Origin of the sequence: Paenibacillus sp. FSL R10-2778, assembly GCF_038593035.1 — a bacterium.
Taxonomy (GTDB): Bacteria; Bacillota; Bacilli; order Paenibacillales; family Paenibacillaceae; genus Paenibacillus_AQ; species Paenibacillus_AQ odorifer.
Genome location: NZ_CP151956.1, coordinates 2,978,746 through 2,999,409 on the forward strand (window position 1 = coordinate 2,978,746; position 20,664 = coordinate 2,999,409).

Here is a 20,664-nt window from a genome sequence, read left to right on the forward strand (position 1 = left end):
CACCTCTTTGAAGTCATCTTTGACTAATAAAGCCGTATTATTGCTATTAATGTACGTAATCATGAATCTCCGTGTACATTGTCCATAAACCGTGGTGAGCTGGGAGTTTAGGGTTGACATAAACGATGCTGACTTGTATATTTTGGATATTGGATTACAAGTGTAGTCATATAGAGGAAAGAAAGGCGGATAGAATGATGTCTACGGAAACTCCAAAGATCTCGGATGCCGAGTGGGAAGTGATGAAGGTGCTGTGGGCAAGTGCCCCACGTACTGCAGGTGAGATTGTTGAAGCACTAGAAGGCAGCAGGGACTGGAACCCAAAGACGGTACGGACGTTGATTAAGCGTCTGACAGAGAAACGGGCTATTGGTTATAACCAGACAGGTAGGGTGTATTCCTATTATCCGCTGGTGCGGGAAGAGGAATGTGTTCAATCGGAGACAAGATCCTTTCTGAAGCGGATCTACGGTGGAACTCTGCGCCCGATGTTGGTCAATTTTTTGCAGGATGAAAAGTTGTCCCGGGAAGATATTGAAGAACTGAAGAGAATTTTGGATGAACGAAAGGACTGAGCCGCTTGCTGGAAGCTGCATACAATCTGTTCGTCAAGGTATTGTCGCTGTCTGCCATGGCGAGCGTGCTGGCTCTGCTGATCTTATTGACCCGCTTCCTGTTCAAGGATCGTTTGAAACCTACCTGGACGTATCTTCTGTGGATACCATTGATCGTGAGGCTGGCTATACCTTGGGCACCTGAAAGCACATTTAGTATTTTTAATCTGTTGCCGCTGGAGAAAGAAACGGCGCAGAGTTCCTTTATTCCGTCAGCGCAATCGGAAGTTGGATTTACTTATGTCCCAGAGTTGACCGGAGGGGAAAAGGAACCGCCGTCAGTTACTGGAATTGCAAAAACTGGACCTTTGCCGGGAGAATCGACACCGGATGATGTGGCACAAGTCAATCCGCATACCGATTCAGGATGGGAGCCGATACATGTACTGGTTTTGGTGTGGTTTGGCGGAGCGGCGGTGGTGCTGGGCATGTCGGTTCGAGCGCAACTGCGATTTACCGCACGGGTTCGACAGGAAACGGAGATTCATTCCTCAGAAGTCCAACGGTTGTTCGAATCCTGTAAGCAGGAAATGCAGGTGCGTCGCCCAGTCAAGCTGATCGGGACGAAGCAGATTGCCGTACCGACACTACTTGGCGTTATGCGGCCCAAGTTGCTGCTGCCCACCTCTACTTTACACACTCTGGAGACGAACGGACTCCGTCATATATTCCTTCATGAGCTGGCGCATGTGAAGCGCCATGACATTTTGCTAAATCTGCTGACAGGTCTGCTGCTGGCCATGCATTGGTTTAATCCGCTGTTGTGGTATGCCGCACGCCAAATGAAAGAGGATCAAGAGGTTGCCTGTGATGCTCTGGCCTTGAAGCATCTTGAACCAGCTTGCCACAGAAGTTATGCCTTGACACTTCTCAAATTGTTAGAAACCTTACCCGATCCGATCCGGTTGGCAGGTACAGCTGGCATTTCAAGCAGCAAAAAGGAAATGGAAAGAAGGATTATTATGATCACCAGGCATAAAAAATTTACGGCAAAAAGCTCACTGCTGGGCCTAGCTGTAATTATGATCTTAAGTGGCTGTACCCTTACAGGAGCAAAGCTAAATTCTGCATCAGCTCCGGCAATGAGCGCTCCTGCTACTTTTCAGGCAGAAGTGCAGGATAAAAATACAACGGCTTCCGGGGTTAAAGGCACTCTTTTGGCGGAAAAAAACGGAATCACGGTATCTGCTAATCCCACTGGGGAGAATACACTTTTGCATAAAGTCACGGTAGATGTGCGTGGTGAAGTAAGCCGTACGTTCTTGTGGAATGCAGGAGAAGATAAAACTCGGCCTCCATTGATTGAAGAAGCAGATGTGAACGGAGATGGAACGAAAGAAATTTTCATACGCATTACGACCGGCACGGGTACTGGACTTTCTATGAGTGAGATTCATGTGCTCCAGCCTGCTAGCTTGGAAGAGCTTGTGGTCGAAGATCCGATCGAAACGTTGAATCAGAAGCTGAAATCATCCATTACACATCGAAATAACCACACTTATGTATCTGCTGAACTGGACGGAAAGCATTTGACCAAAGTGTATGATTACACGGAGGGAGCTTGGGGAGAGAAGGTCGGATTTGGCTCTATAGTTTCATACGAGCTGATAGATGACCAAATTGTAGCCCTTATGTCCGGTGCGGCGTCTATGTCTGAGTTTCCGCTCGAAGTTATTGCCGTTTACGGGAAGAATCTGACCATTGAGAGCGCACAGATGTACTATGGATCGTTTATATCTCCACCACTCAGTGAACAGGATATCAAGTCCATGATGGAAAAACAGCTTCCGGCAAGTGGTTGGACCTTTAGCAAAGACGGAGATCAGTATAGGGTGGATATAGATCCACTGAATGGCGTAGGGGAAGGCAATAGCTTTAAAATAAATCCGCTTACCGGAACGGTTCATGACGTAACTTCTGGCAGTCCACTGAGAAGTCTTGTAAACCTAGAAGCGATAGATCTGTGGAACTTCTCTAACGGTACAGAATACCAGAAGGAACTGTATAAGTTACTCCAACCAATCTTTGATACAGAGGGTTTCAAGCCAACAGATACGGACTTGATTTCAGGCTTTATCGGGGATGGTTATTTGTTCAGTGATGTTAGGCAAGGAAGCAGGGAATTCACGATTAAAGTAGATGTCTTTACTGGTCAGTGGGAGGAAATTCCTGACCCGTATCAATAGTTAAGTTTCAAGGTCTGTACCGTATTATTGAAGAGACCATTACTAGCGAATTGAAACTAAAAGCAGCCAGTACGCGCCGATAGATTATCGGCATGCACTGGCTGCTTAATTTTTCTAGAAGGGAGGACAGTCTTACGACTGTGTAAATTACGGATGACTAAAGGACTATTCGACCTGGAACTGGTTTAATTCGTCCTGAAGCTTTTTGGACAACTGATTGAGCTGCAGGGACAGTTCGGCAACCTGTTCAATGCTGTCCAATTGTTCCTGCGTACTTGCGCTAACTTCTTCCGTTGAAGCGGAATTCTCTTCTGTAGTTGAAGAAATGATTTCGAGTGCCTGTAGGATTTCATCTTTGTGTTTATGGACTTTGGAGGTGTTGCTGCTGATTTGAATCATACGTAATCTTAAAGCCTCCAAATCGCTATTGATGCTAAAGAATACCTGTTTCGTAGCCTGCACGGATTTTGCATTTTCTTCGGCAATTTCAAGTCCTTGGGCTGTGTATTCCACAGATGCTCTAGTTTTCTCTTCGATTTCATGAACCTTTCTGCCAATCTCCTGTGTAGCCTGTGCAGTCTGCTCCGCCAACTTGCGAACCTCTCCGGCAACAACGGCAAATCCGCGTCCCTGTTCTCCCGCACGTGCTGCTTCTATGGAAGCATTTAGCGCCAGCAGATTGGTTTGCGTAGCGATTTGATGTACCGTGTCCACGATGCTCGAAATTTCATGACGGCTTTGATCAATATCATGGATGGCAGACGATATCGAATGAGTGGAGTTATGATTTTCTTCTGCCCATTTTGATAACTGATCTAATACACCCAACCCCAGTTCGCTCTGGTCGGCAGAAGCCTGCACCATCGTCTCTATGGCTATGGCATCATTAGCGATTTCGTCAATTTGACCAGATAATGATCCGGTTTTTTGCAAAATCGTATCCGTTTCGATCGACTGATAGTTGGTTGCATTCGCAATCTCATTAATGGCTGTGGCTGTATCGTTCATCGTTATAGCTGTACGGGAAGAAATAGATTGCAGATCCTTTGAGGACTGGTTTAATACCTGAGCGGAGGTACCCACTATTTGGAGCATCCCTTGAATTTTCTGGACCATGTTGAATATTCCGTTGGAGATTTGTCCAATTTCGTTGTTGGAATAGGCATCAAATTGAACCGTCAAATCCCCATTTTCCACCCGTTTGATTTTGGTAAGCAGCTTCGGTATGGATCTGAGCAGATAACGGAGTGTGATATACGAAAATAGAACGAGCAGAATCGCCGCTGCAACAAACCCGCCAATCGTAATCCAGGTGAACTTTTTTAATTCGGAGAGCACTTCCCGCTCTGAAATAGTTAAACCTACGGACCAGCCGGTATCTTTACTTGTAGCATAGCCGATGTAACGGCGTTCTCCTTTGTCATTAATCAGATGTACGCCGGATTCACCAGCGATCATTTTCTTGCCGATTCCCCCAAGATCACCTGGCAGCTCATTAATCTTTTCCTTTGTGACCTTAGATTGGTCTGGGTGATACAGAATATCACCTGTTTTGGAGGCGAGAATGGAATAACCTGTGCTGCCTAGCTTATAGCTTTCCATTATCTCCGGGATATTTTTAGACGCTATATCAACCGCGACAAAACCGATTAATGTATTGTTGTCATTTTTTATCGGATAGAAAATACCCATCAGCATATCGCCTGTAGTGATGTCAATATAAGGATCGGAGTAGTACAGGCCGTCTGCTTCGACTGCTGGCTTATAATACGGCCGTTCTTTAATGTTAAAAGCAGCATCTGATGTCGTACCATTGTTGAGGATATAAAAACCTTTGCCGGCAGTACTAGCAATCCATGCATCTGCAAAAGTGGGTTCCACCTTTACAATGGCAGCTAGTGTCTTTGCTACCTCAGCGGCATGCGGAGAAGTTGTGGCCATTTCAGGAGCTTCGGTGGTTTCGATGTATTGTTTGAATAAGTTATTCGTTGACATTTGCTTGACCAGTGAACCCTTTTCCTTAAATAGTGCATCAAATTGACTGACAAGTGCCTGTGTTTTGGTCTGAAGCATAGATTCTTGTTGTTTCACAAGTATGCTGCGAGTGCTGGAAAACATAAAGGTTCCCAAGATTGAGAAGACGACAACAATAATAACTAAAAGTACAATGGACAAAGTATTTGCTATGCTTGATGAACCAAACCGCCTTTTTTTTAGTTGTTGTAACATGCTACCATCTCCCCCAAGTTGTCTCTGAGCAAATAGCTCATAAGAACATATCGGAAGATAGTGAGATTTTCGAAATAGTAATTTTGAGAATGAAAAAATTAAATTAAAATGGATGATGCACAGGATAAATCCTTGACTGGTGCGGGATTTCAAGATGGTGGGGGGAGAGGGAGATCTTAACAATTAGCCTGTAGCTTGGCACATTGCAGCTACTGATTAGAGGCGAATTGTTGTTTTTTAGGTGATGCTTAACTGCCTTTATCAGACTTCTTGTTTGTAGATTGCTTCCAGCTCTTGCGGTTGATAATGATTATCAATTATACTTCCGATAGGAAGGAGGCGAGTAAAGATTTTAAATGCTGATGATAATTTGATGCTCTGGGATTATGCACATATCCGGCTGATTGATATTCGCCATATGTTGTTCAAGGCAGGAGACAAGCTGACCTCCTATAGGTTCCCGGCTGCAGGTTTTTTATATATGGTTCGCGGCAACGCGGTTTTTCGGCTCAATGGAAATAAACATGCTGCAGAACGTTTTCATATCCTACACAGCGGAAAGGGAGGGCAACTGGATATTGATTGGGTCAGGGAGGAAATGGAGTTTTATTTTATTTTCTATAAAGCCTCGCTTTCGCTAACGTCCGGATCAGGTGTACGCAGACTTTTTGAAAGAAACAGTCCTTTTCAAAAACAATATGAATTTGCTCCGAATGCTCCAGTGGCTTTGCTGTCTCAAGTAAAGGAGATGCACCGGAAATGGCTGGACTCAAGTTCACTTGAACGGATTCAGATCAAAGCAATGCTTTATCAATTTGTCTACGAAGTTGAGCGGCAGAGACAGGCATATGGAGTCTATCCCGTCAAGCCGGATCTGGTGGAGCAAGCAGTTCGATACATACGAGAATATTACAGTCAGCCTATTACCTTATCCTCTATTGCAGAGCAGCTTAATTATAGTGTGGCCTATGTGGCGAAGCAGTTCAAAAGCAAGACGGGTACCAGTCTGATTGATTTTCTTATTCGGACGCGAATAGATAAGGCGCAGGAACTGCTGCTAAATACCGATGCATCATTGCAGGAGGTTGCCGCCGGAGTGGGGTACACGGACCTGTCCTATTTCATCCGTATTTTCAAGAAAACAACCGGTGTGACTCCGGGTAATTTTAAGTCATTGGCCCTAGGCTCTGCCAAAGGATCAGATCGTCCTAAAATCAGGCTAAGATTGTCTAATGCAGGATGGGCTGAGCCAAGTTATATTGTTAATGATCATGATAATCATTATCAATATAGAAGAAAAGGGGATTTACCGATGGTTAGAAATAAAAAAATGTCAATGGGAGCAGCGATGCTGTTATGTCTGGTTTTAATGCTTAGTGCTTGTTCTTCAGGGAACAGTCCTGTTAATTCTGTGAATGCTGGCCCTAGTCCGGTATCCTCTGTGCAAACAGAGACAAGTCCACCGGACTCAGCCGCCAATTCAAAATCTACAAGAGTATATAAAGACAGTCAGGGGTATGAGGTTGATATTCCAGAGCGTCCACAGCGGATTGTGCTGCAAGGTAATTCGATCGGAGACCTGCTGGCACTCGGGATTCAGCCGGTCGGTGTCGACCGCCGGTTTATTGAAGAATCAGTCTATTTGGATAAGGAGACAACCCCGGCACAGGATATTGGATTTCCTACAAATCTGGAACTTGTTTTGGATCTGGAACCGGATTTGACAATGCTGGGTTATGTGATGGACAAACAATATGAAGAAGTGTCCAAAATATCACCTACTGTTGTATTTGACCAGAGTAAACCCTTGTCTGAGCGTCTGCCTGTCATTGGTGAGATAGTGGGTAAAAAGGCTGAAGCAGAGCAACTGTTGTCCGAATATAATCGCAAGGCCGAGAATATGTGGAGCGGATTGCGTCAGGAAGGCAAACTTGCCGAAGGAGAAACAGCGGTAGTGCTGATTTATTATTGGAACAAGACAATGTATTTGATGAAAACTGGTGGTATTCCTGCACTGCTGTATCAGCCGCAGGGCTACAAAATGTCCGAGGCAGTGAAGGAAATCGAGCCGGCAGAAGGTGCACCCTATATTGAGGTCTCCCCTGAGCTAATGCATAAGATGCTTATTGGTGACCATTTGTTTGTCATCTATCCGGCCAATGCTGATGCGGAAAATTCCTTTAATGAGTTAATGAAAACTGCGTTGTGGAGCTCGCTCCCTGCTGTAAAGAGCGGAAAAGTTACTTTTGTGGAGACTAAATGGAATTATGACGATATGTTGACCAGCAGCATGCTGCTGGATGAGTTCCCTAAACTGCTGGCTAAATAAATGAGATCTCAGGTTAATCCGCAACAAAGAAGCAGAGGAGGAACTCGCTGCTTCTTTATTTTGTTTATAAAGTAAAGAGGGTTGAATATAGAATAGTAATCGGTTATTGTTTTTTGTTGATTAGCTAGACTCCAAGAGTAGCATCGATTAATCTGAAGAAGTGGAATGCGGGTTATGATTGAATCGTCGACATAGATAAACGGAGGCTGACTATGACTTACTCACAGATCTGGAACAACTCAGGAAATGAAGCCGATATTCTTTATTTGGAGCAGCAGATTAAGGCCGTTAAAAAAGAAATAAAACGAGCAGAAGCTGCAGAGCTTCAAGAAATATTGGATCAAGCGAATCGTAAGCTGGCTGAATTGGAAGCGAAGCTGGACGAGCTTGAGGATTAGGAGCTCACCGCCCTTTTGTACCGTTTGAACTTTATGTTTCTGAATTTGCACCGGTGTCTATATAGTTTTATAATTGTAGTTTACTTAATCGTATTACTGGGAGGAATGGGGAAATGGATAAAAATAGAAAATATATGCTTGTCGGTGCGCTTCTGACAGGGGTAGGTGTCTCTTTGATGGCCTATACAGCAAGCCGCTATACTTCGTTTAAACGAATCGTAGCCAATACCATCCGTTTGGAAGAAATCGCCTCTCTAGAAATCTCGCGATTGTCTTCAGTTCCCGGTGAAAAGAAAGACATCATTATTACTGATCCTGCTGTTATTGAGCGGATTTTTGCTGATTTCTCTCATGTTCAATTAATGAAATCGGCCCGAAATGTCAGTTCTGACAAAAACTTCAGTTATTATATTACGATAGTTCAGGCTGACTGCAAGCAACGATTTGATATTATTTTAAAAAGCAGACAGCATATGATCATTTATGATAATGATTTAAGCAATCCTCACTTGAATGCCTATAAAATTATCAGCCCTTATTATCCGCAAGCACTGGAACAGGTTTTCGACTGATTATATAGAGGTGCGCAATGAAGTAATATCATAGCCCATTTCCTGCATAGCATCCAATCCATTTATGATCTCTATTGTCCGGGTGCCGTCCCAGCCTTTAGCCGTTCCATATTCGATCCATTCGCGGATACGCTGTGGATGATTTAGATTATAGACATCTTCAAAACCCTTTTTATGGTTTTGCAGCAGATAGCCTGTATTTAGCGGACAACCGGCAATAGGATCATCCCATGTTAGGAGTTGGATGCGGAGGGGGTGGAGCTTTACATTTTTATGATAAATCTTTAATTCAAGCAGACTCCGTTCGTCATGGATTCTCATGCCCAATATATAGCTGTATTCCAGTTCCCTGAGCGTGATAGAACGCAGCTTTTTTTTCATGAAAATCGCCTCTCATCCTAATAATTTTGTTATCATAGCAAGCATAGGGATATTTTTCAAGCAATCAACAGGAAGGATGTTTATATGAAGTATGAATTTGGGGTCATGGCATCCATTACAGAATTGGTGGAGTACCCGGATGAGCAGAGTGATACCTATATTCCGCACCCGAATTTTCAGATCATCATGGATCAATTGGGTATTACAGTACCCGTTGCTGAGATTTATGAACATTTTTTTGCCAACCCTGTTCACACCGGACATGTGCTCGTTTACAGCAATCCAGAGCAACCAAACGCTTGTATTGTCCTCGACACTTACCGTGATCCGCTGGACCAGCTAGACATGATTTATTTCGGATGGCGCTGTTCGTCCGAGAAAGACAATATCCGTGAGCTGTCCCGGCGTTTTTATGATGAATGTGAATTTGCGGTCCGTTATGAAGAAGGTCAATCCGTGCTTTACAAGGTGTTGAAGGAGGATACCTATCCGCGAAAATTTTACTATAATACCGTGTTTGAGCAGCAGTTGAAACGATACCCGGCAAAATAGGCGCTAGAAATACATAACCGAATCACTTAGCACAAAAACGCGAGTTCAGGGCAATGCCGCCCAACTCGCGTTTTCTATATACCTGTTTTTGAAATGCTCTGCATCATTCAGGCAATTACTGTGCCGTCAGCAGCTGCTCCAGAATTTCGGCGCGAATCTTCAGCAGGCTCAGCTCTTTCAGCGAACGGCTGCGCTGTGGAGTATCAATTTCAATAATTTTTACAATCCTGCCCGGATGTCGGGACAAGATCATAATTTCATCCCCCAACAGCAGGGCTTCATCAATATCATGCGTAACAAAAACGATGGCGCATTTCTTGCGCTCCCACAATGCGATTAATTTCTGAACTAAATCAAACCGCAGATGATAGTCCAAGGAGTGAAAAGGCTCGTCCATCAGCAGCATATTTCCGCCGTGATAAAAAGCGCGGGCAATGGAGCAGCGCTGCCGCATGCCTCCTGACAGCTGATGAGGATAATGATTCTTGTAGGCAGCAAGCCCGACCTCTTCCAAAAATGCTTCGATTTCCGACGCAGAGGTCGGAGAAGCCTCCTTAACAAAGCTGATATTCTCACCAACTGTAGACCACGGCAGCAAACAATCCTCTTGAAAGACATAGGACAGCTTTAGCTCTGGATGCACAGTGACCCTGCCGGAATCGGCGCTTTCGGACTGTGACAGGATATTCAGCAACGTTGTCTTTCCCGCACCTGAAGGGCCTAGAATACAAATGATTTTCGGCATCTGGATTTCAAGACTGATTTTTTCCAGGATTGGAACTCCCGAATAGCGTTTGGAAACTTCTTGTAGTGTAATAAGCATAAGCCCCACCCTTATTTATTCAAATGCGTCGGCAGGCTTACCCTGCTGCGGAACAGAAATGTAATGCAAGATTTGATCACATTCCAGAAAATAGCCATAAACAACGCCAGGGCAAACACACGATCGGTCTCCAGATTTGTTCTGGCATCGGACAGCAGGCTGCCGATCCCGTCGACGGAGGTCAACAGCTCCGCCATTACGGCCAGCTTCCAGCCCAGTCCCGCTGAGGTGATCATGCCTGATTTCAGATAACTTTTGAGCGAAGGCAATATGATATGCCGGAGAATCTTATTGCCGGGCACATGATAGACCTTGGCCATCCGCATCAATTTGCCATCGATCGCCGCAAATCCCTCGTACAGATTGACCACCAAAACCGGTGTAGTGGACAACACGATAATAAAAATTGCAGGCAGATCCGTAAGCCCAAACCAAATGATCGCGATGCCCAGCCAGGCGATCGGCGGCACGGATTGCATTATATCGATGACAGGTTCCAGATAAGGCTTCCAACGCGGATAAAGTCCAAGCAGCAGCCCCAGACAGCCGCCCAGCAGCAGAACGCAGACCATGCCGATCAGCAGCTTGAGCAGCGTGCGATAAACTGCATAATAAAACTCCGGATCACCGAAATAGCTCAGGACCGTGCGCATCGTCTCCAGCGGGCCAGGCAGGACAAAAGGGTCCATCTGCATAGCTACAAGCTGCCACAGCAAGGCAATGCCCAACAGGGATATGGCTTTTTTACTTAGGCTGATAATAGAACTTATCATCGGGAAGCTTGCCTCCAATGCTGTCCTTGCTGTAATTCATCAGCGTCTCGTAATACGTTGACAGAACCTCCTTGCTCTCGGAAGCGGAGGCGAAATCCAGCGCCATATGCGGAATCGCTTTCTCAACCACACCGGCATCCAGCTTGAAATACTTGTTGGCCAACTGAGCCGCCTCTTTGGGGTTGTCCAGCGTCCATTGCAGCGCTTTTTGATATGCTTCCTGGAAGCGGGCGACCAGTTCCGGCTGGCTGGCAATTACTGACTGCTTGGTTGCGAGTCCGGCGTTGGGCAGATCGGTGTTTAATTTGGTAACCTGCTGCCATTCCTTTTTGTAATCCACGATCGAGCGCACCTGATCATTTTTCATTTGTATCGCGGTAATTTGCGGCTGAATGCTCACAATTGTGGAGGCCTTGCCGGATAACAACAGCTGAGCTCCCTCAGCCAGCTGGGTGTAATGCAATGTGATGTCTTTCCCTGGCTCCAGTCCGTTATGCTTCAAAAAGGTCTGCGTAATATAATCGACAGGCGAGGATTTCATAGGCACATACAGCGTTTTTCCTTTAAGATCCGCCCAGCTCTGGATGGACGGATCTGTTGTAATCATGCTCATCACTGACCAGGTATTCACATTCATCAAGGAAAGATCCATTCCCTTGTTATACATCACGACGGCATTGTTCAGCGGCAGAGCTAAGAAGCTTACTTGATTGTCCTTAGCCAGCGCGGTCAGCGTGTCGATGGACTCCCAGGTTTTGAACTCGATGTTGACCGATTCTCCCAATGCCTTGGATTCAATTAGCCTCAGAATAGGCAGAGAAGGCGGAGAAGGAGGGCCGCCGACCGTGATATTCAGTGTTTCTGCCGGGCCAGCGGAGGGAGCGGCGGATTTGGGCGAATTTTCATTTTTTTGTTGCGAACAGGCACTTAACATAAAAAATAAACTTAACAGTAAACTGAGGCACAAGGCATAAACAGATTTAGCTTTCATCGTGAGTTCCTTTCAAGCGGTTATTTTGACAGCTAGATGGTAATGCTGATGAATTTTATTGATAATTATTCTCAATTACAGTGAAAATAAAAACCTATCATAAGACATGATAGGCCTGCGCCCAACTATTTTTTGCTGCTGCAAACGGCAATATAATTCAGATCTTTACCCGTCGTATTAAAAAAGGTATACATCTTTTTGAACTGTTCCCGGTTCTCTTTCTTGAGCCCGTTTTTCACAATACGCAGCGCCCCGATAACCCCTTCATCGCGAATGAGTCCATTGATACTCATTAAGGACATGGGACCGGTAGCATTGTCTACTTGCTTAAAGCCTGCGGAGTGGAACAATCCCGCCCAATGCCCAACAGACAGCGGCTCGACATTGATGTGAATGGTGCGGCGAAGCTCGGCTAGACGATCTTCCATATTTTCCTTGGTAAAGGTAATATCATGAGTTAGCAGAATGCCGCCAGGCTTCAGTACCCGATAGTATTCGGCGACTGCCTTTTCCTTCGCAGGCTGGTTAAGCATCGTGAGCATGGCTTCATTAATGACAACGTCAAAGCTCTCATTCTCAAAAGGGAGCTTCATCGCATTGCCTTGCCGGACATGGATATAGTTTTCCAGATTGGCATTTTTAATATTTCGGTTTGCTTTTTCCAGCGCCCGCAGGTCCATATCAATGCCGGTAATTTGACAGTGGTATTTCCCGGCCAGTTGAATGGAGGTGGTGCACATATTGCAGGCTACCTCCAAAACCTGGCTGTCCGTACTCAGATTGGCTTGCTGGATCAGCCAGTTGGTTGCTGCAACGCCGCCGGGCCGCAAACGTTTTTTTCCCAGCCGCGCCAAAAAATTATGGCCTACTTCCTTTTTCATCGCATTCACCCCATTACTTATCCGGCTTGACTACAACCAGAAGCATCTGAAACGCCTCTGTTGCGTATAGGGCATGCGGAATATTGGCCGGCATAACTAGGGTCTCCCCGGCATGAACTGTGTAGTTGTCTTCTCCAATTGTAATTTCCGCTTGCCCGGACAAAATGTTGGCCATGGCATCGCCCGGGGAAGAATGGCCCCCAATCGACGAGCCTTTATCCAGCGAAAGTAAGGTCATTGCCAGATTTGGCCGCTGTACAAGGGTCAGACTGGAAACCTGCTGTTCCTCTATTGTGATGATTTCTTTCAAATCTATGACTGCGGATTGCGGCAGTTTTTTAATAAATAAACCTGTTTCCATTTTGAATACCTCCGTTTTATATACTGATTTGCAAAAATTTGCAGCTGCTGTGGGCGGAATAATCATGCCATGTGCCCGCTGGGACGATAACAGATGCGCCGGCTGTCAATTGATAGGGCTCTGCCGCCACCAGCAGATGAAGCTCGCCTTCCAGCACATGGATGATTTTAGATTTGGGGGAGGTCTCCGAACTGATAGTTTCCTCCTGATCCATGGCATACAATACCCATTCCGGTTGTGCTGCTGTTTCGGCTGCAGCTACGGGCAATGACAGCGTTCGGCTCGCAATCCGGTGCGGCTTGACGCTGATCATATCTGTTAAGAAAAATACCTTGCCTGCTGTAATTCCACTCATACGATCCCCCTGTTCAAAGTACAGTATTTTGATTATTTCCAAATTGCTTGATTGAATGATTCCTGCAATTTGATATAATGAGAATGACTAATGAGAATTGTTCTCATTTATTTTATTGTAGCAGAGTATTCATCATGACTCTGTTGCCATGGCAACAGGAGGCTGAGAAAATTGCAGAAATATCTGAGCAGGATACAGAGCACCACTTTGTTTAAGGGATTCGCGGACCGGGAGGTGCAGCAAGCACTGAGCTGTCTGCAGGGCACAATCAAGGATTTTGCGCGGAAGGAGGTTGTTTTTAGAAAAGACGATATTCTGGATTCGGTGGGCATTATTATCCATGGAAATGTTTTGTTATGCAAAGATAATATCTCAGGCATGAGATTTATTTTCTCGGAACTCGGGGATGGAGAAATCTTTGGCGAAACGGCGCTTCGCCTTGTCCAAGAGCACAGCGGCTATGAAGCGGTGGCGGGATCGGAATGCCGGATTCTGTTTATCAAAATAAATAAAATCGTCCGGCCCGGCCAGGACACTTGCCATTTAAGGGGACGGATCATTGAGAATATGTTGGCCCTGCTGCTTGAGAACAACCGGTCTATCTATCAAAAGCTGGATCTGGTCTCCCACAAATCGCTGCGGGACCGTATCCTGCATTATTTGGCCCTCCAGACCAAAAAAAACAATTCCGCCTGTTTTGAAATTCCGTTTACCCGCAGCGACCTTGCTGATTATTTGACTGTTGACCGCAGCGCCTTGTCCAGAGAGCTGCAGCGAATGGCACAGGACGGGCTGATCCGGTTTAATCGAAATCAATTCGAGCTGTTGGACGCGGAGAATCAGCTGCGGATCAGCGATTTTTAGAATAATTTCTCCAAACATAGTAAAGGAGTAAACAGAGGGAATAATCAGCTAGAAAGCGCATTGGGAGAGGATTTCACCGATCTAAACAGCATAAAAGAGGTAGTTAAAGTTAGCTAACTGTTGACTTGAGTTTTGATTTGTTGATTTTAGCTATCTATCGGAGTTACTCATAAATACAAGAGCCCGCGTCCGACGCGGGCTCTTGTATTTTACTCTCCTCCAGTAGCCACCGGATTCTCCTCATATGAAATCCAATCACTCCAGCTTCCTGCATACAGCTTCACATTCTTGTACCCGGCTTTGCCTAGTGCGAGCACATTTGGGCAGGCACTTACGCCTGAACCGCAGTACACGATAATTTCTTGCTCAGGATTAATTCCTTCATAATGCTCTTTCAGCACCTCAGTTGATTTCCAGCGCCCTTGCTCATCCAGTACATCCTTCCAGAACTTATTGATCGCTCCGGGAATATGACCTGCCTTCGGATCAATGGGTTCTTCAAGTCCTTCATAGCGGCGGGACTCGCGGGAATCCATCAATAGTGCGCCACCGTCGTTAACTACATTTTGCACATCTTCCATGCTAACAAGCATCTTCTTCTGAACATCTGCTTCATACTGGCTAGGAATCCTAACCGCTTGATGATCACTGACGGGAAACTTACCATTTTTCCAAGCAGAGTAGCCTTCATCCATTACATACACACGTTCATGTCCCAAATATTTAAGCATCCACCACAGACGGGAAGCGTAAGCTCCACCTTGATCATCATAAGCAACGACAATGCTATCTCTGTTAATGCCAACCTTGCTGAGAACGGTGGTTAGCTTCGAGATCTCAGGCAGTGGGTGGCGTCCACCGTGTGCGCTTACTGGAGCGGAAAGCTGTTCTTCCAGATGTAGATAAAGTGCTCCGGGAATATGATCTTCCGTATAGGCTTTACGCCCAGCTTCCGGATCCGTGAGTAAAAAACGGCAATCGACTATAACAAGTTCAGGCTCGTATAACCGAGCAAGCAGCCATCGAGTAGAAACGATCGGTTCCATAAAGTAGCCTTCTTTCCTGTTTAATATGTATGGAGTCATTATAGCGGAAAATAAAAGAGGGCGCACCTTAAGCTTATGGCTTAAACTGCGTCCTCATTGAATTAGATCAAACGATATCCTGATGGCAAGCTGCCGGTACGTTGAATGGTGCGAACCTGCGCCGGGGTCAGCCGTTGATTGCTTGAAATGAGCGATTCGACATCTCCTCTTCGCAGAAAGTCGTCCAGTTCGCGGATGCTGCGGTTACCACGCAAAATGACGAAATTATCGCGGAAGGCAGAACGATCGAATAACACAAGCGTAGCGTTCGGATTTGTGGAGAAGAAGCGCAAGCTTTCTATTCCTGTAAGGACTGAATCTATATCTGCAATGCCCAGGTTGCCGCGAAGAGTTCTGCGAAGCCCCCGAAAGTTCTCCTCACTAAACACTCTTAGCCTAGGATATATTACAGATGTTACTTTTTTTGTAATCATGGTTAATCCCTCCAAGTTCGATTGACGAACTGTCGTTTTCGACAACTCGCCGCCAGATTTACCATAAATGAATGCGGTAGTTTCGACTGGAAAAAGGAGTGACCTGGGCGCTAGGCTCCGGATTACTCCTTTTTGTTGTTGTAAGCAATTCCTAGATCAAACGATATCCCGAAGGCAAGTTACCACTGCTGCGGATATTACGGATTTGTTCGAGGGTTAAGCGTTGGTTAGTAGAAATAATGGATTCCACGTCATTACCTGAAATGAAATCATCCAGATCCCTAATGTTGCGGTTCCCGCGAAGAACACGGAAATTTCCTCTAAACCGGGTTCTTGTGAAGAGTACCAGTGTAGCATTGCTGCTAGTAGAGAAGAACCGAAGGCTCTCAATACCATCGAGGATGTTGTCCGTATTACGAATACCCAGGTTGCCAGTATATACTCTACGGCGTCCATTGAAGTTTTCTTCATCGTACACGGTCAAGCGAGGGAAAGTCTGAGAAATGTGAACTTCTTTTTTCATTTGTAATTCCTCCTTTGTTATCTAATCTATGTTCATATAACTTTTTGGCTTGGCTGATAGTCTAATAGAAAGCCCTTATTTGCATGAATTTATTATTTTGGGCTTTACTCCAACAATATATTAGTGTACTATTTAACTATGACACTGACACAATATAATTAATGAACAATACATTAGTTGGCAGGGAGGATTCGCATGAAACAGGGGAGTGGTGTAGAAATGCAAGATTCAATCGTTCTGCAAATGAATGAGGTAAGTAAGATCATCAAAGGAAGACCAATTGTGGATAAGCTGACATTTGATATCCGTAAGGGTGAAATTGTTGGATTGCTAGGTCCAAACGGTGCAGGAAAGACCACAACGATTCGAATGATGACGGGTTTAATTAGGATGAGCGAAGGCGATGTGATTATCCAAGGCCACAGTGTGAAAAAGGATTTTAAGCAGGCGATTGGCCATATCGGTGCGATAATTGAAAATCCAGAGTTTTATCCCTATATGACTGGACTTGATAATTTGAAGCAGTATCAAAGAATGACGGATAACATTGAGGCTGGCAGAATAGATGAGGTTGTAGAACTGGTAGGACTTCAAGAAGCGATGAATAAAAAAGTAAAGGCTTATTCGCTGGGGATGCGCCAACGTCTTGGGATTGCTCAGGCGCTTCTCAATCGGCCGAAGTTATTGATTTTAGATGAGCCTACGAACGGACTTGATCCGGCCGGAATACGGGAAATGCGTGATTATATGCGTACCATCGCCGAAGTGGAAGGCATTTCTATTCTGATTTCCAGCCATTTACTTACTGAAATTGAACAAATATGCCATCGGGCTATTGTGATCCAGAATGGTAAGCTGGTGACCGTAACTACGATTGGTGAGGAGCAGGAAGCAACCGCACAAGTGAAGCTCACCATCCGTGTAGGATCAATCGAATCCGCTATAAATATCTTGGAGCGCTTGGATTATGCGGAATTGATCTCTATGGATAGCGCGCGATCTGAAGTGACAGTAAGACTGCTTGATAGCAGAGTACCGGAGCTTGTATCTACTTTTAGTGATGAAGGCGTGGGGATTTTTCGGATTACGGAGAATAAACAAAGTCTTGAGGAAGATTTCTTGAAATGGACAGGAGGAAACCGCATTGCGTAACTTTAATAATCTGATTGTGAATGAATGGCTCAAGCTCTCAAAAAAACGCACATTTTTTATGCCATATCTGATATTAATTCTATTATCCCTGCTGTTAGGTTATATAGTTCATTCTGTCTCACCTGGCCTGTTTGAATCAGCTTATGATTTTTCAGCAATGATGCTGCTTTCCCAAGGGATTGGGCAAGTGATTACAATTCTTGCGATTATCGGAACAGCAGGTATTGTCTCAAAAGAGTATAGTCAAGGAACCATCAAGTTCCTGCTTATCCGCGCCAGAAGCCGTACAGCAATCCTCGCATCCAAATATGTGGTTGTACTGTTGTATGCTTTGACTTTGACTGTCATCGGAGGTATAGCCGTTTTTGGAACAGGAGCTTTGTGGTTTGGACTAAGTGGTGGAGAAGCGGGTATGAGTGAGATGCTTACAAACCTATTGTATAATCTCGTTAGTACGGTTGTGTATGGAACACTTGCTTTTATGCTGGGGATATTGACCACTTCAACGGGAGTAACGATTGGGGCTACTATGTTTGCATTAATGATAGACAAATTGATTATTTCTCGTGATTTTTACAAATATGTTCTGTTTCCAAACTTAAATTTATCTGCTTATGAAGGTGGAGGAGCACCAATGCCTGGAATGACACTGACCTTTTCTGTCGTGATGCTTGTCTTATACACAGCTGTCTTTCTTCTCGTAGGTTTCTCCGTCTTTAGACGAAGGGATGTTGCTTAATCATGACAATCGAATTCGATAACAACCTGCCGATTTATATACAGATCATGAATTACATCAAAGGTGAAATCGTCACAGGCAAGCTGAAACCGGGAGATAAAATACTCTCAGTACGAGAACTTGCCAGTGAACTGCAGATTAATCCGAATACGGTGCAAAGAACTTTTCAGGAACTGGAGCGTGAAGAAATCGTGGAAACCCGGCGTGGAATGGGAAGATACGTCACAAGTAATGAAGGTACTATCCTGACCATCAAAAAAGAAATGGCCAAAGATGTGCTAGATCGTTTCATTCGTGGTATGCAGGATCTTGGCTTTCAAGGCGAAGATATTTTAGCGGCGGTTGCGGAGAATATCCGTAACAAGGATAAAGAATAGGGGGATAAACAAGTTGGGAAATATACTTGAGGTTCATGAAGTTACAAAAAAATATAGATCCAAGCATGCCCTCCGCGAGGTTTCTTTTAATCTGAGTGCGGGTAAGATCACAGGACTGCTGGGCAGTAACGGCAGCGGCAAAAGTACACTTATGAAAATCATCGCTGGACTGACACAACCTACCTCTGGTCGTGTATCTGTCATTGGGGGTTCTGTAGGAACAGAAAGTAAAGCGGTGGTGTCGTTTATGCCTGATAAGCCGCTTACAGAATCCTGGATGAGTGTTTCCGATGCTCTGAAATTCCAAACTGACTTCTATCCGGATTTTGATCAGACTAAAGCCTCGCGAATGTTGGAGTTTATGAAACTAAGAGCGCAAGATAAGGTAAAGGACCTGTCCAAAGGGATGAACGAACGTTTACAGCTTACACTTGCCCTATCACGCCGAGCTAGCCTTTATTTGCTGGATGAACCCATTGGTGGTGTAGATCCGGTAGCTAGAACAAAAATTCTTAACGCGTTAGTAGAGTTTTATGAAGAGGACAGTACCATTCTCTTATCAACCCATTTAGTATCGGATATTGAGCGGATCTTTGATGATGTGATTTTTATAAAAGAAGGAGAAATTCTGATGCATACTGCGGTGGAGGATATTCGGCTACGCCATGGCAAAAGTATTGACGAACTGTTCAGAGAGGTGTACGCAGAATGCTAAAGCTAGTGAAGTATGATTTTAGACGGGATAGGGATAAGTTTCTTGCAGTTTTTGTAATCATAATTCTGGCACAGATTGGGTTAGGATTTACCAAACTGCATGACTATGAACGGTTTACTTTGAACGGAATAGCTTATGTTATTGCAGGACTGATCTTTCTTGTCATGGCAGCAAAAACCTTTTTTAACAATATAAATTCCTATAATCGTCGCCTAGTGCCCGTAAGAACTTTGAACACAGTCCTTTCTCCGTTAGTGCTCTATTTAGCTCTAATGCTGGGTATTATTTTAATAGCTTTGATCCATTTTGGTGTGTATCTTTCAATGTATCCCTCCTCATTTCTTCCGGAGAATTTCTGGAAAGTGGGATTGTTAGTTCTCTTGCAGGCGTATTGGTTTGCCGGTTATATCATGCTTACCTTGATGGTCTCCATTACGGTTGCACGAAGTGTGAAATTTAAGGGGCGAGTATGGATTGGGCTGGCCACTGCGTATTTGTTACAGAATGGAATATTCTATTTGGAGTATTTTATTTTCAAAAGTAACTTCACTGCTTGGGAAAGTGTATTCCAGTTCGAGGTCATAGATGAGATGGATACCGCAAATGGGATACAGCTTATACAGGGTCATTTGAATCTAGCTCCTCTTCTGTTTGAAGCGGTGATAGCAGTTCTTCTTATAGTGGTCATCATCAAGCTAGTTAATAAAAGAGTGGACGTCTAGCCACAACTTTGCGGAATAGTTTTTTGAACGGAGGCAGAGCGATTTAGCTTTGTCTTCGTTTTTGTGCAAAAAAAAGACGTCCTTCTAAGTGAAGGGCATCTGTTAGGGTAAGTTCTACAGACCTTCAACCCGAAGGGTGGCGGTCCATGTTTCAAGCTCTCTTATTAGGCGTTCTTCCTCATTTTCGTCCAAGCGGAATTTAACTCCATATTGATATTGGCCCAGCCCAAACATCCAACCCCACCGGACGCTGCATAAGAGCTGAAGCTTCTCTTCATTTAATTGAAGATGAATAATAAGCCTAGTATCTCTTGCAGTGAATCGAAGATTCAAAGGAGTACGTACCTTACAACCCGAACGGCTAAGATCGAGTAATACAGCCTCTGTTAACTTTCCAGCACCTGGACCGGAATTGTTAAGCGGAACTTCAATCCAGCATTCAAGCGGATGGTTCATAACATAACGGAATGGTTCTTTCCTGCTGGACACATCCATAATTTTCCTCCCCATTGTTTATTTGCTATTATATCGAAAGGGAATGTTGAGAACAATCTACTAAAGTGCTATTTTTAATTAAGAATTAATTTTTTTAATACTAACGAAGGTGA

The 20,664-nt window shown here is 44.6% G+C and carries 25 protein-coding genes; 13 read left to right on the top strand and 12 right to left on the bottom strand.

All coding sequences use genetic code 11. From position 1 onward, the window contains the following. The first annotated feature begins 194 nt into the window (after nt 1–194). Genes NST40_RS13095 through NST40_RS13105 form a run of 3 tightly spaced genes read left to right on the top strand, consistent with a single transcriptional unit; the run spans nt 195 to nt 2,800 of the window. Entirely contained in the window at nt 195–575 is a 381-nt protein-coding gene (locus NST40_RS13095) for a BlaI/MecI/CopY family transcriptional regulator (RefSeq protein ID WP_254847611.1), read from the top strand. Next, on the top strand, nt 559–759 hold the full coding sequence (locus NST40_RS13100) for a hypothetical protein (protein ID WP_256718914.1): 201 nt from the start codon (nt 559–561) through the stop codon (nt 757–759). Before NST40_RS13095 ends, NST40_RS13100 begins: the two co-directional genes overlap by 17 nt. Then, nucleotides 662–2,800 carry a M56 family metallopeptidase gene (locus NST40_RS13105; protein WP_342410901.1) on the top strand — a complete coding sequence of 713 codons (2,139 nt, stop codon included), beginning with the start codon at nt 662–664 and terminating at the stop codon, nt 2,798–2,800. The genes NST40_RS13100 and NST40_RS13105 overlap by 98 nt, the downstream gene beginning before the upstream one ends. A gap of 165 nt (nt 2,801–2,965) precedes the next feature. Here the strand turns inward: NST40_RS13105 and NST40_RS13110 are convergent, their stop codons facing one another. Continuing rightward, a complete protein-coding gene (locus NST40_RS13110; protein WP_342410762.1) occupies nt 2,966–5,029 on the bottom strand; it encodes a methyl-accepting chemotaxis protein in 2,064 nt (687 codons plus the stop codon). Nucleotides 5,030–5,402: 373 nt separating this feature from the next. On the opposite strand from NST40_RS13110, the gene NST40_RS13115 reads away from it, so the two are divergent. The 3 genes from NST40_RS13115 to NST40_RS13125 all read left to right on the top strand — a co-directional run bounded on the left by NST40_RS13115 (nt 5,403) and on the right by NST40_RS13125 (nt 8,328). Next, nucleotides 5,403–7,358, top strand: coding sequence for an AraC family transcriptional regulator (locus tag NST40_RS13115; RefSeq protein WP_342410763.1), 1,956 nt, complete (start codon nt 5,403–5,405; stop codon nt 7,356–7,358). A gap of 212 nt (nt 7,359–7,570) precedes the next feature. Further along, nucleotides 7,571–7,756: a hypothetical protein gene (locus NST40_RS13120; RefSeq protein ID WP_076126066.1), complete on the top strand. Its 186-nt coding sequence runs from the start codon at nt 7,571–7,573 to the stop codon at nt 7,754–7,756. 113 nt (nt 7,757–7,869) lie between these two features. Beyond that, nucleotides 7,870–8,328 (top strand): hypothetical protein, encoded by a 459-nt coding sequence (locus tag NST40_RS13125; RefSeq protein WP_076126068.1) that lies wholly within the window; start codon nt 7,870–7,872, stop codon nt 8,326–8,328. Here the strand turns inward: NST40_RS13125 and NST40_RS13130 are convergent, their stop codons facing one another. Next, entirely contained in the window at nt 8,329–8,709 is a 381-nt protein-coding gene (locus NST40_RS13130) for a hypothetical protein (protein ID WP_076126069.1), read from the bottom strand. 84 nt (nt 8,710–8,793) lie between these two features. On the opposite strand from NST40_RS13130, the gene NST40_RS13135 reads away from it, so the two are divergent. Continuing rightward, nucleotides 8,794–9,261 carry a hypothetical protein gene (locus tag NST40_RS13135; protein ID WP_076126071.1) on the top strand — a complete coding sequence of 156 codons (468 nt, stop codon included), beginning with the start codon at nt 8,794–8,796 and terminating at the stop codon, nt 9,259–9,261. A gap of 115 nt (nt 9,262–9,376) precedes the next feature. Here NST40_RS13135 and NST40_RS13140 read toward each other — a convergent pair whose 3' ends face one another. The 6 genes from NST40_RS13140 to NST40_RS13165 all read right to left on the bottom strand — a co-directional run bounded on the left by NST40_RS13140 (nt 9,377) and on the right by NST40_RS13165 (nt 13,445). After that, the gene (locus NST40_RS13140; protein WP_076126073.1) at nt 9,377–10,084 is read right to left on the bottom strand and encodes an ABC transporter ATP-binding protein; all 708 of its coding nucleotides are present in this window, start codon (nt 10,082–10,084) and stop codon (nt 9,377–9,379) included. Between the two features lie 11 nt (nt 10,085–10,095). Beyond that, nucleotides 10,096–10,857 carry an ABC transporter permease subunit gene (locus tag NST40_RS13145; protein ID WP_342410764.1) on the bottom strand — a complete coding sequence of 254 codons (762 nt, stop codon included), beginning with the start codon at nt 10,855–10,857 and terminating at the stop codon, nt 10,096–10,098. Beyond that, on the bottom strand, nt 10,829–11,848 hold the full coding sequence (locus NST40_RS13150) for an MqnA/MqnD/SBP family protein (RefSeq protein ID WP_342410765.1): 1,020 nt from the start codon (nt 11,846–11,848) through the stop codon (nt 10,829–10,831). Before NST40_RS13150 ends, NST40_RS13145 begins: the two co-directional genes overlap by 29 nt. A gap of 125 nt (nt 11,849–11,973) precedes the next feature. Continuing rightward, complete coding sequence (locus NST40_RS13155; RefSeq protein WP_342410766.1) at nt 11,974–12,729, bottom strand: class I SAM-dependent methyltransferase; 756 nt, start codon at nt 12,727–12,729, stop codon at nt 11,974–11,976. Nucleotides 12,730–12,742: 13 nt separating this feature from the next. Continuing rightward, nucleotides 12,743–13,090 (bottom strand): cupin domain-containing protein, encoded by a 348-nt coding sequence (locus NST40_RS13160; protein ID WP_342410767.1) that lies wholly within the window; start codon nt 13,088–13,090, stop codon nt 12,743–12,745. 16 nt (nt 13,091–13,106) lie between these two features. Beyond that, nucleotides 13,107–13,445: a cupin domain-containing protein gene (locus NST40_RS13165; RefSeq protein WP_076126083.1), complete on the bottom strand. Its 339-nt coding sequence runs from the start codon at nt 13,443–13,445 to the stop codon at nt 13,107–13,109. A gap of 171 nt (nt 13,446–13,616) precedes the next feature. Between NST40_RS13165 and NST40_RS13170 the strand changes: the two genes are divergently transcribed. Next, on the top strand, nt 13,617–14,309 hold the full coding sequence (locus NST40_RS13170) for a Crp/Fnr family transcriptional regulator (protein ID WP_076126085.1): 693 nt from the start codon (nt 13,617–13,619) through the stop codon (nt 14,307–14,309). Nucleotides 14,310–14,518: 209 nt separating this feature from the next. Here the strand turns inward: NST40_RS13170 and NST40_RS13175 are convergent, their stop codons facing one another. The 3 genes from NST40_RS13175 to NST40_RS13185 form a co-directional block, all read right to left on the bottom strand. Continuing rightward, the gene (locus NST40_RS13175; RefSeq protein WP_342410768.1) at nt 14,519–15,355 is read right to left on the bottom strand and encodes a sulfurtransferase; all 837 of its coding nucleotides are present in this window, start codon (nt 15,353–15,355) and stop codon (nt 14,519–14,521) included. A 101-nt stretch (nt 15,356–15,456) separates the two neighbouring features. After that, the gene (locus NST40_RS13180) at nt 15,457–15,828 is read right to left on the bottom strand and encodes a hypothetical protein (RefSeq protein ID WP_076126088.1); all 372 of its coding nucleotides are present in this window, start codon (nt 15,826–15,828) and stop codon (nt 15,457–15,459) included. 151 nt (nt 15,829–15,979) lie between these two features. Further along, nucleotides 15,980–16,351 (bottom strand): hypothetical protein, encoded by a 372-nt coding sequence (locus NST40_RS13185; protein ID WP_076126089.1) that lies wholly within the window; start codon nt 16,349–16,351, stop codon nt 15,980–15,982. Between the two features lie 195 nt (nt 16,352–16,546). Here NST40_RS13185 and NST40_RS13190 point away from each other — a divergent pair, with 195 nt between their 5' ends. The 5 genes from NST40_RS13190 to NST40_RS13210 are packed head-to-tail and all read left to right on the top strand — an operon-like array spanning nt 16,547 to nt 20,056. Then, entirely contained in the window at nt 16,547–17,503 is a 957-nt protein-coding gene (locus NST40_RS13190) for an ABC transporter ATP-binding protein (protein WP_342410769.1), read from the top strand. Continuing rightward, nucleotides 17,496–18,242 carry an ABC transporter permease gene (locus tag NST40_RS13195; protein ID WP_076304218.1) on the top strand — a complete coding sequence of 249 codons (747 nt, stop codon included), beginning with the start codon at nt 17,496–17,498 and terminating at the stop codon, nt 18,240–18,242. The genes NST40_RS13190 and NST40_RS13195 overlap by 8 nt, the downstream gene beginning before the upstream one ends. 2 nt (nt 18,243–18,244) lie before the next feature. Continuing rightward, the gene (locus tag NST40_RS13200) at nt 18,245–18,619 is read left to right on the top strand and encodes a GntR family transcriptional regulator (protein ID WP_076101764.1); all 375 of its coding nucleotides are present in this window, start codon (nt 18,245–18,247) and stop codon (nt 18,617–18,619) included. Between the two features lie 13 nt (nt 18,620–18,632). Further along, a complete protein-coding gene (locus NST40_RS13205; RefSeq protein ID WP_342410770.1) occupies nt 18,633–19,334 on the top strand; it encodes an ABC transporter ATP-binding protein in 702 nt (233 codons plus the stop codon). Further along, a complete protein-coding gene (locus tag NST40_RS13210; RefSeq protein ID WP_342410771.1) occupies nt 19,328–20,056 on the top strand; it encodes a hypothetical protein in 729 nt (242 codons plus the stop codon). Before NST40_RS13205 ends, NST40_RS13210 begins: the two co-directional genes overlap by 7 nt. Before the next feature lie 114 nt (nt 20,057–20,170). Here the strand turns inward: NST40_RS13210 and NST40_RS13215 are convergent, their stop codons facing one another. Beyond that, the gene (locus NST40_RS13215; protein ID WP_076126099.1) at nt 20,171–20,551 is read right to left on the bottom strand and encodes a PilZ domain-containing protein; all 381 of its coding nucleotides are present in this window, start codon (nt 20,549–20,551) and stop codon (nt 20,171–20,173) included. Nucleotides 20,552–20,664 lie beyond the last annotated feature (113 nt).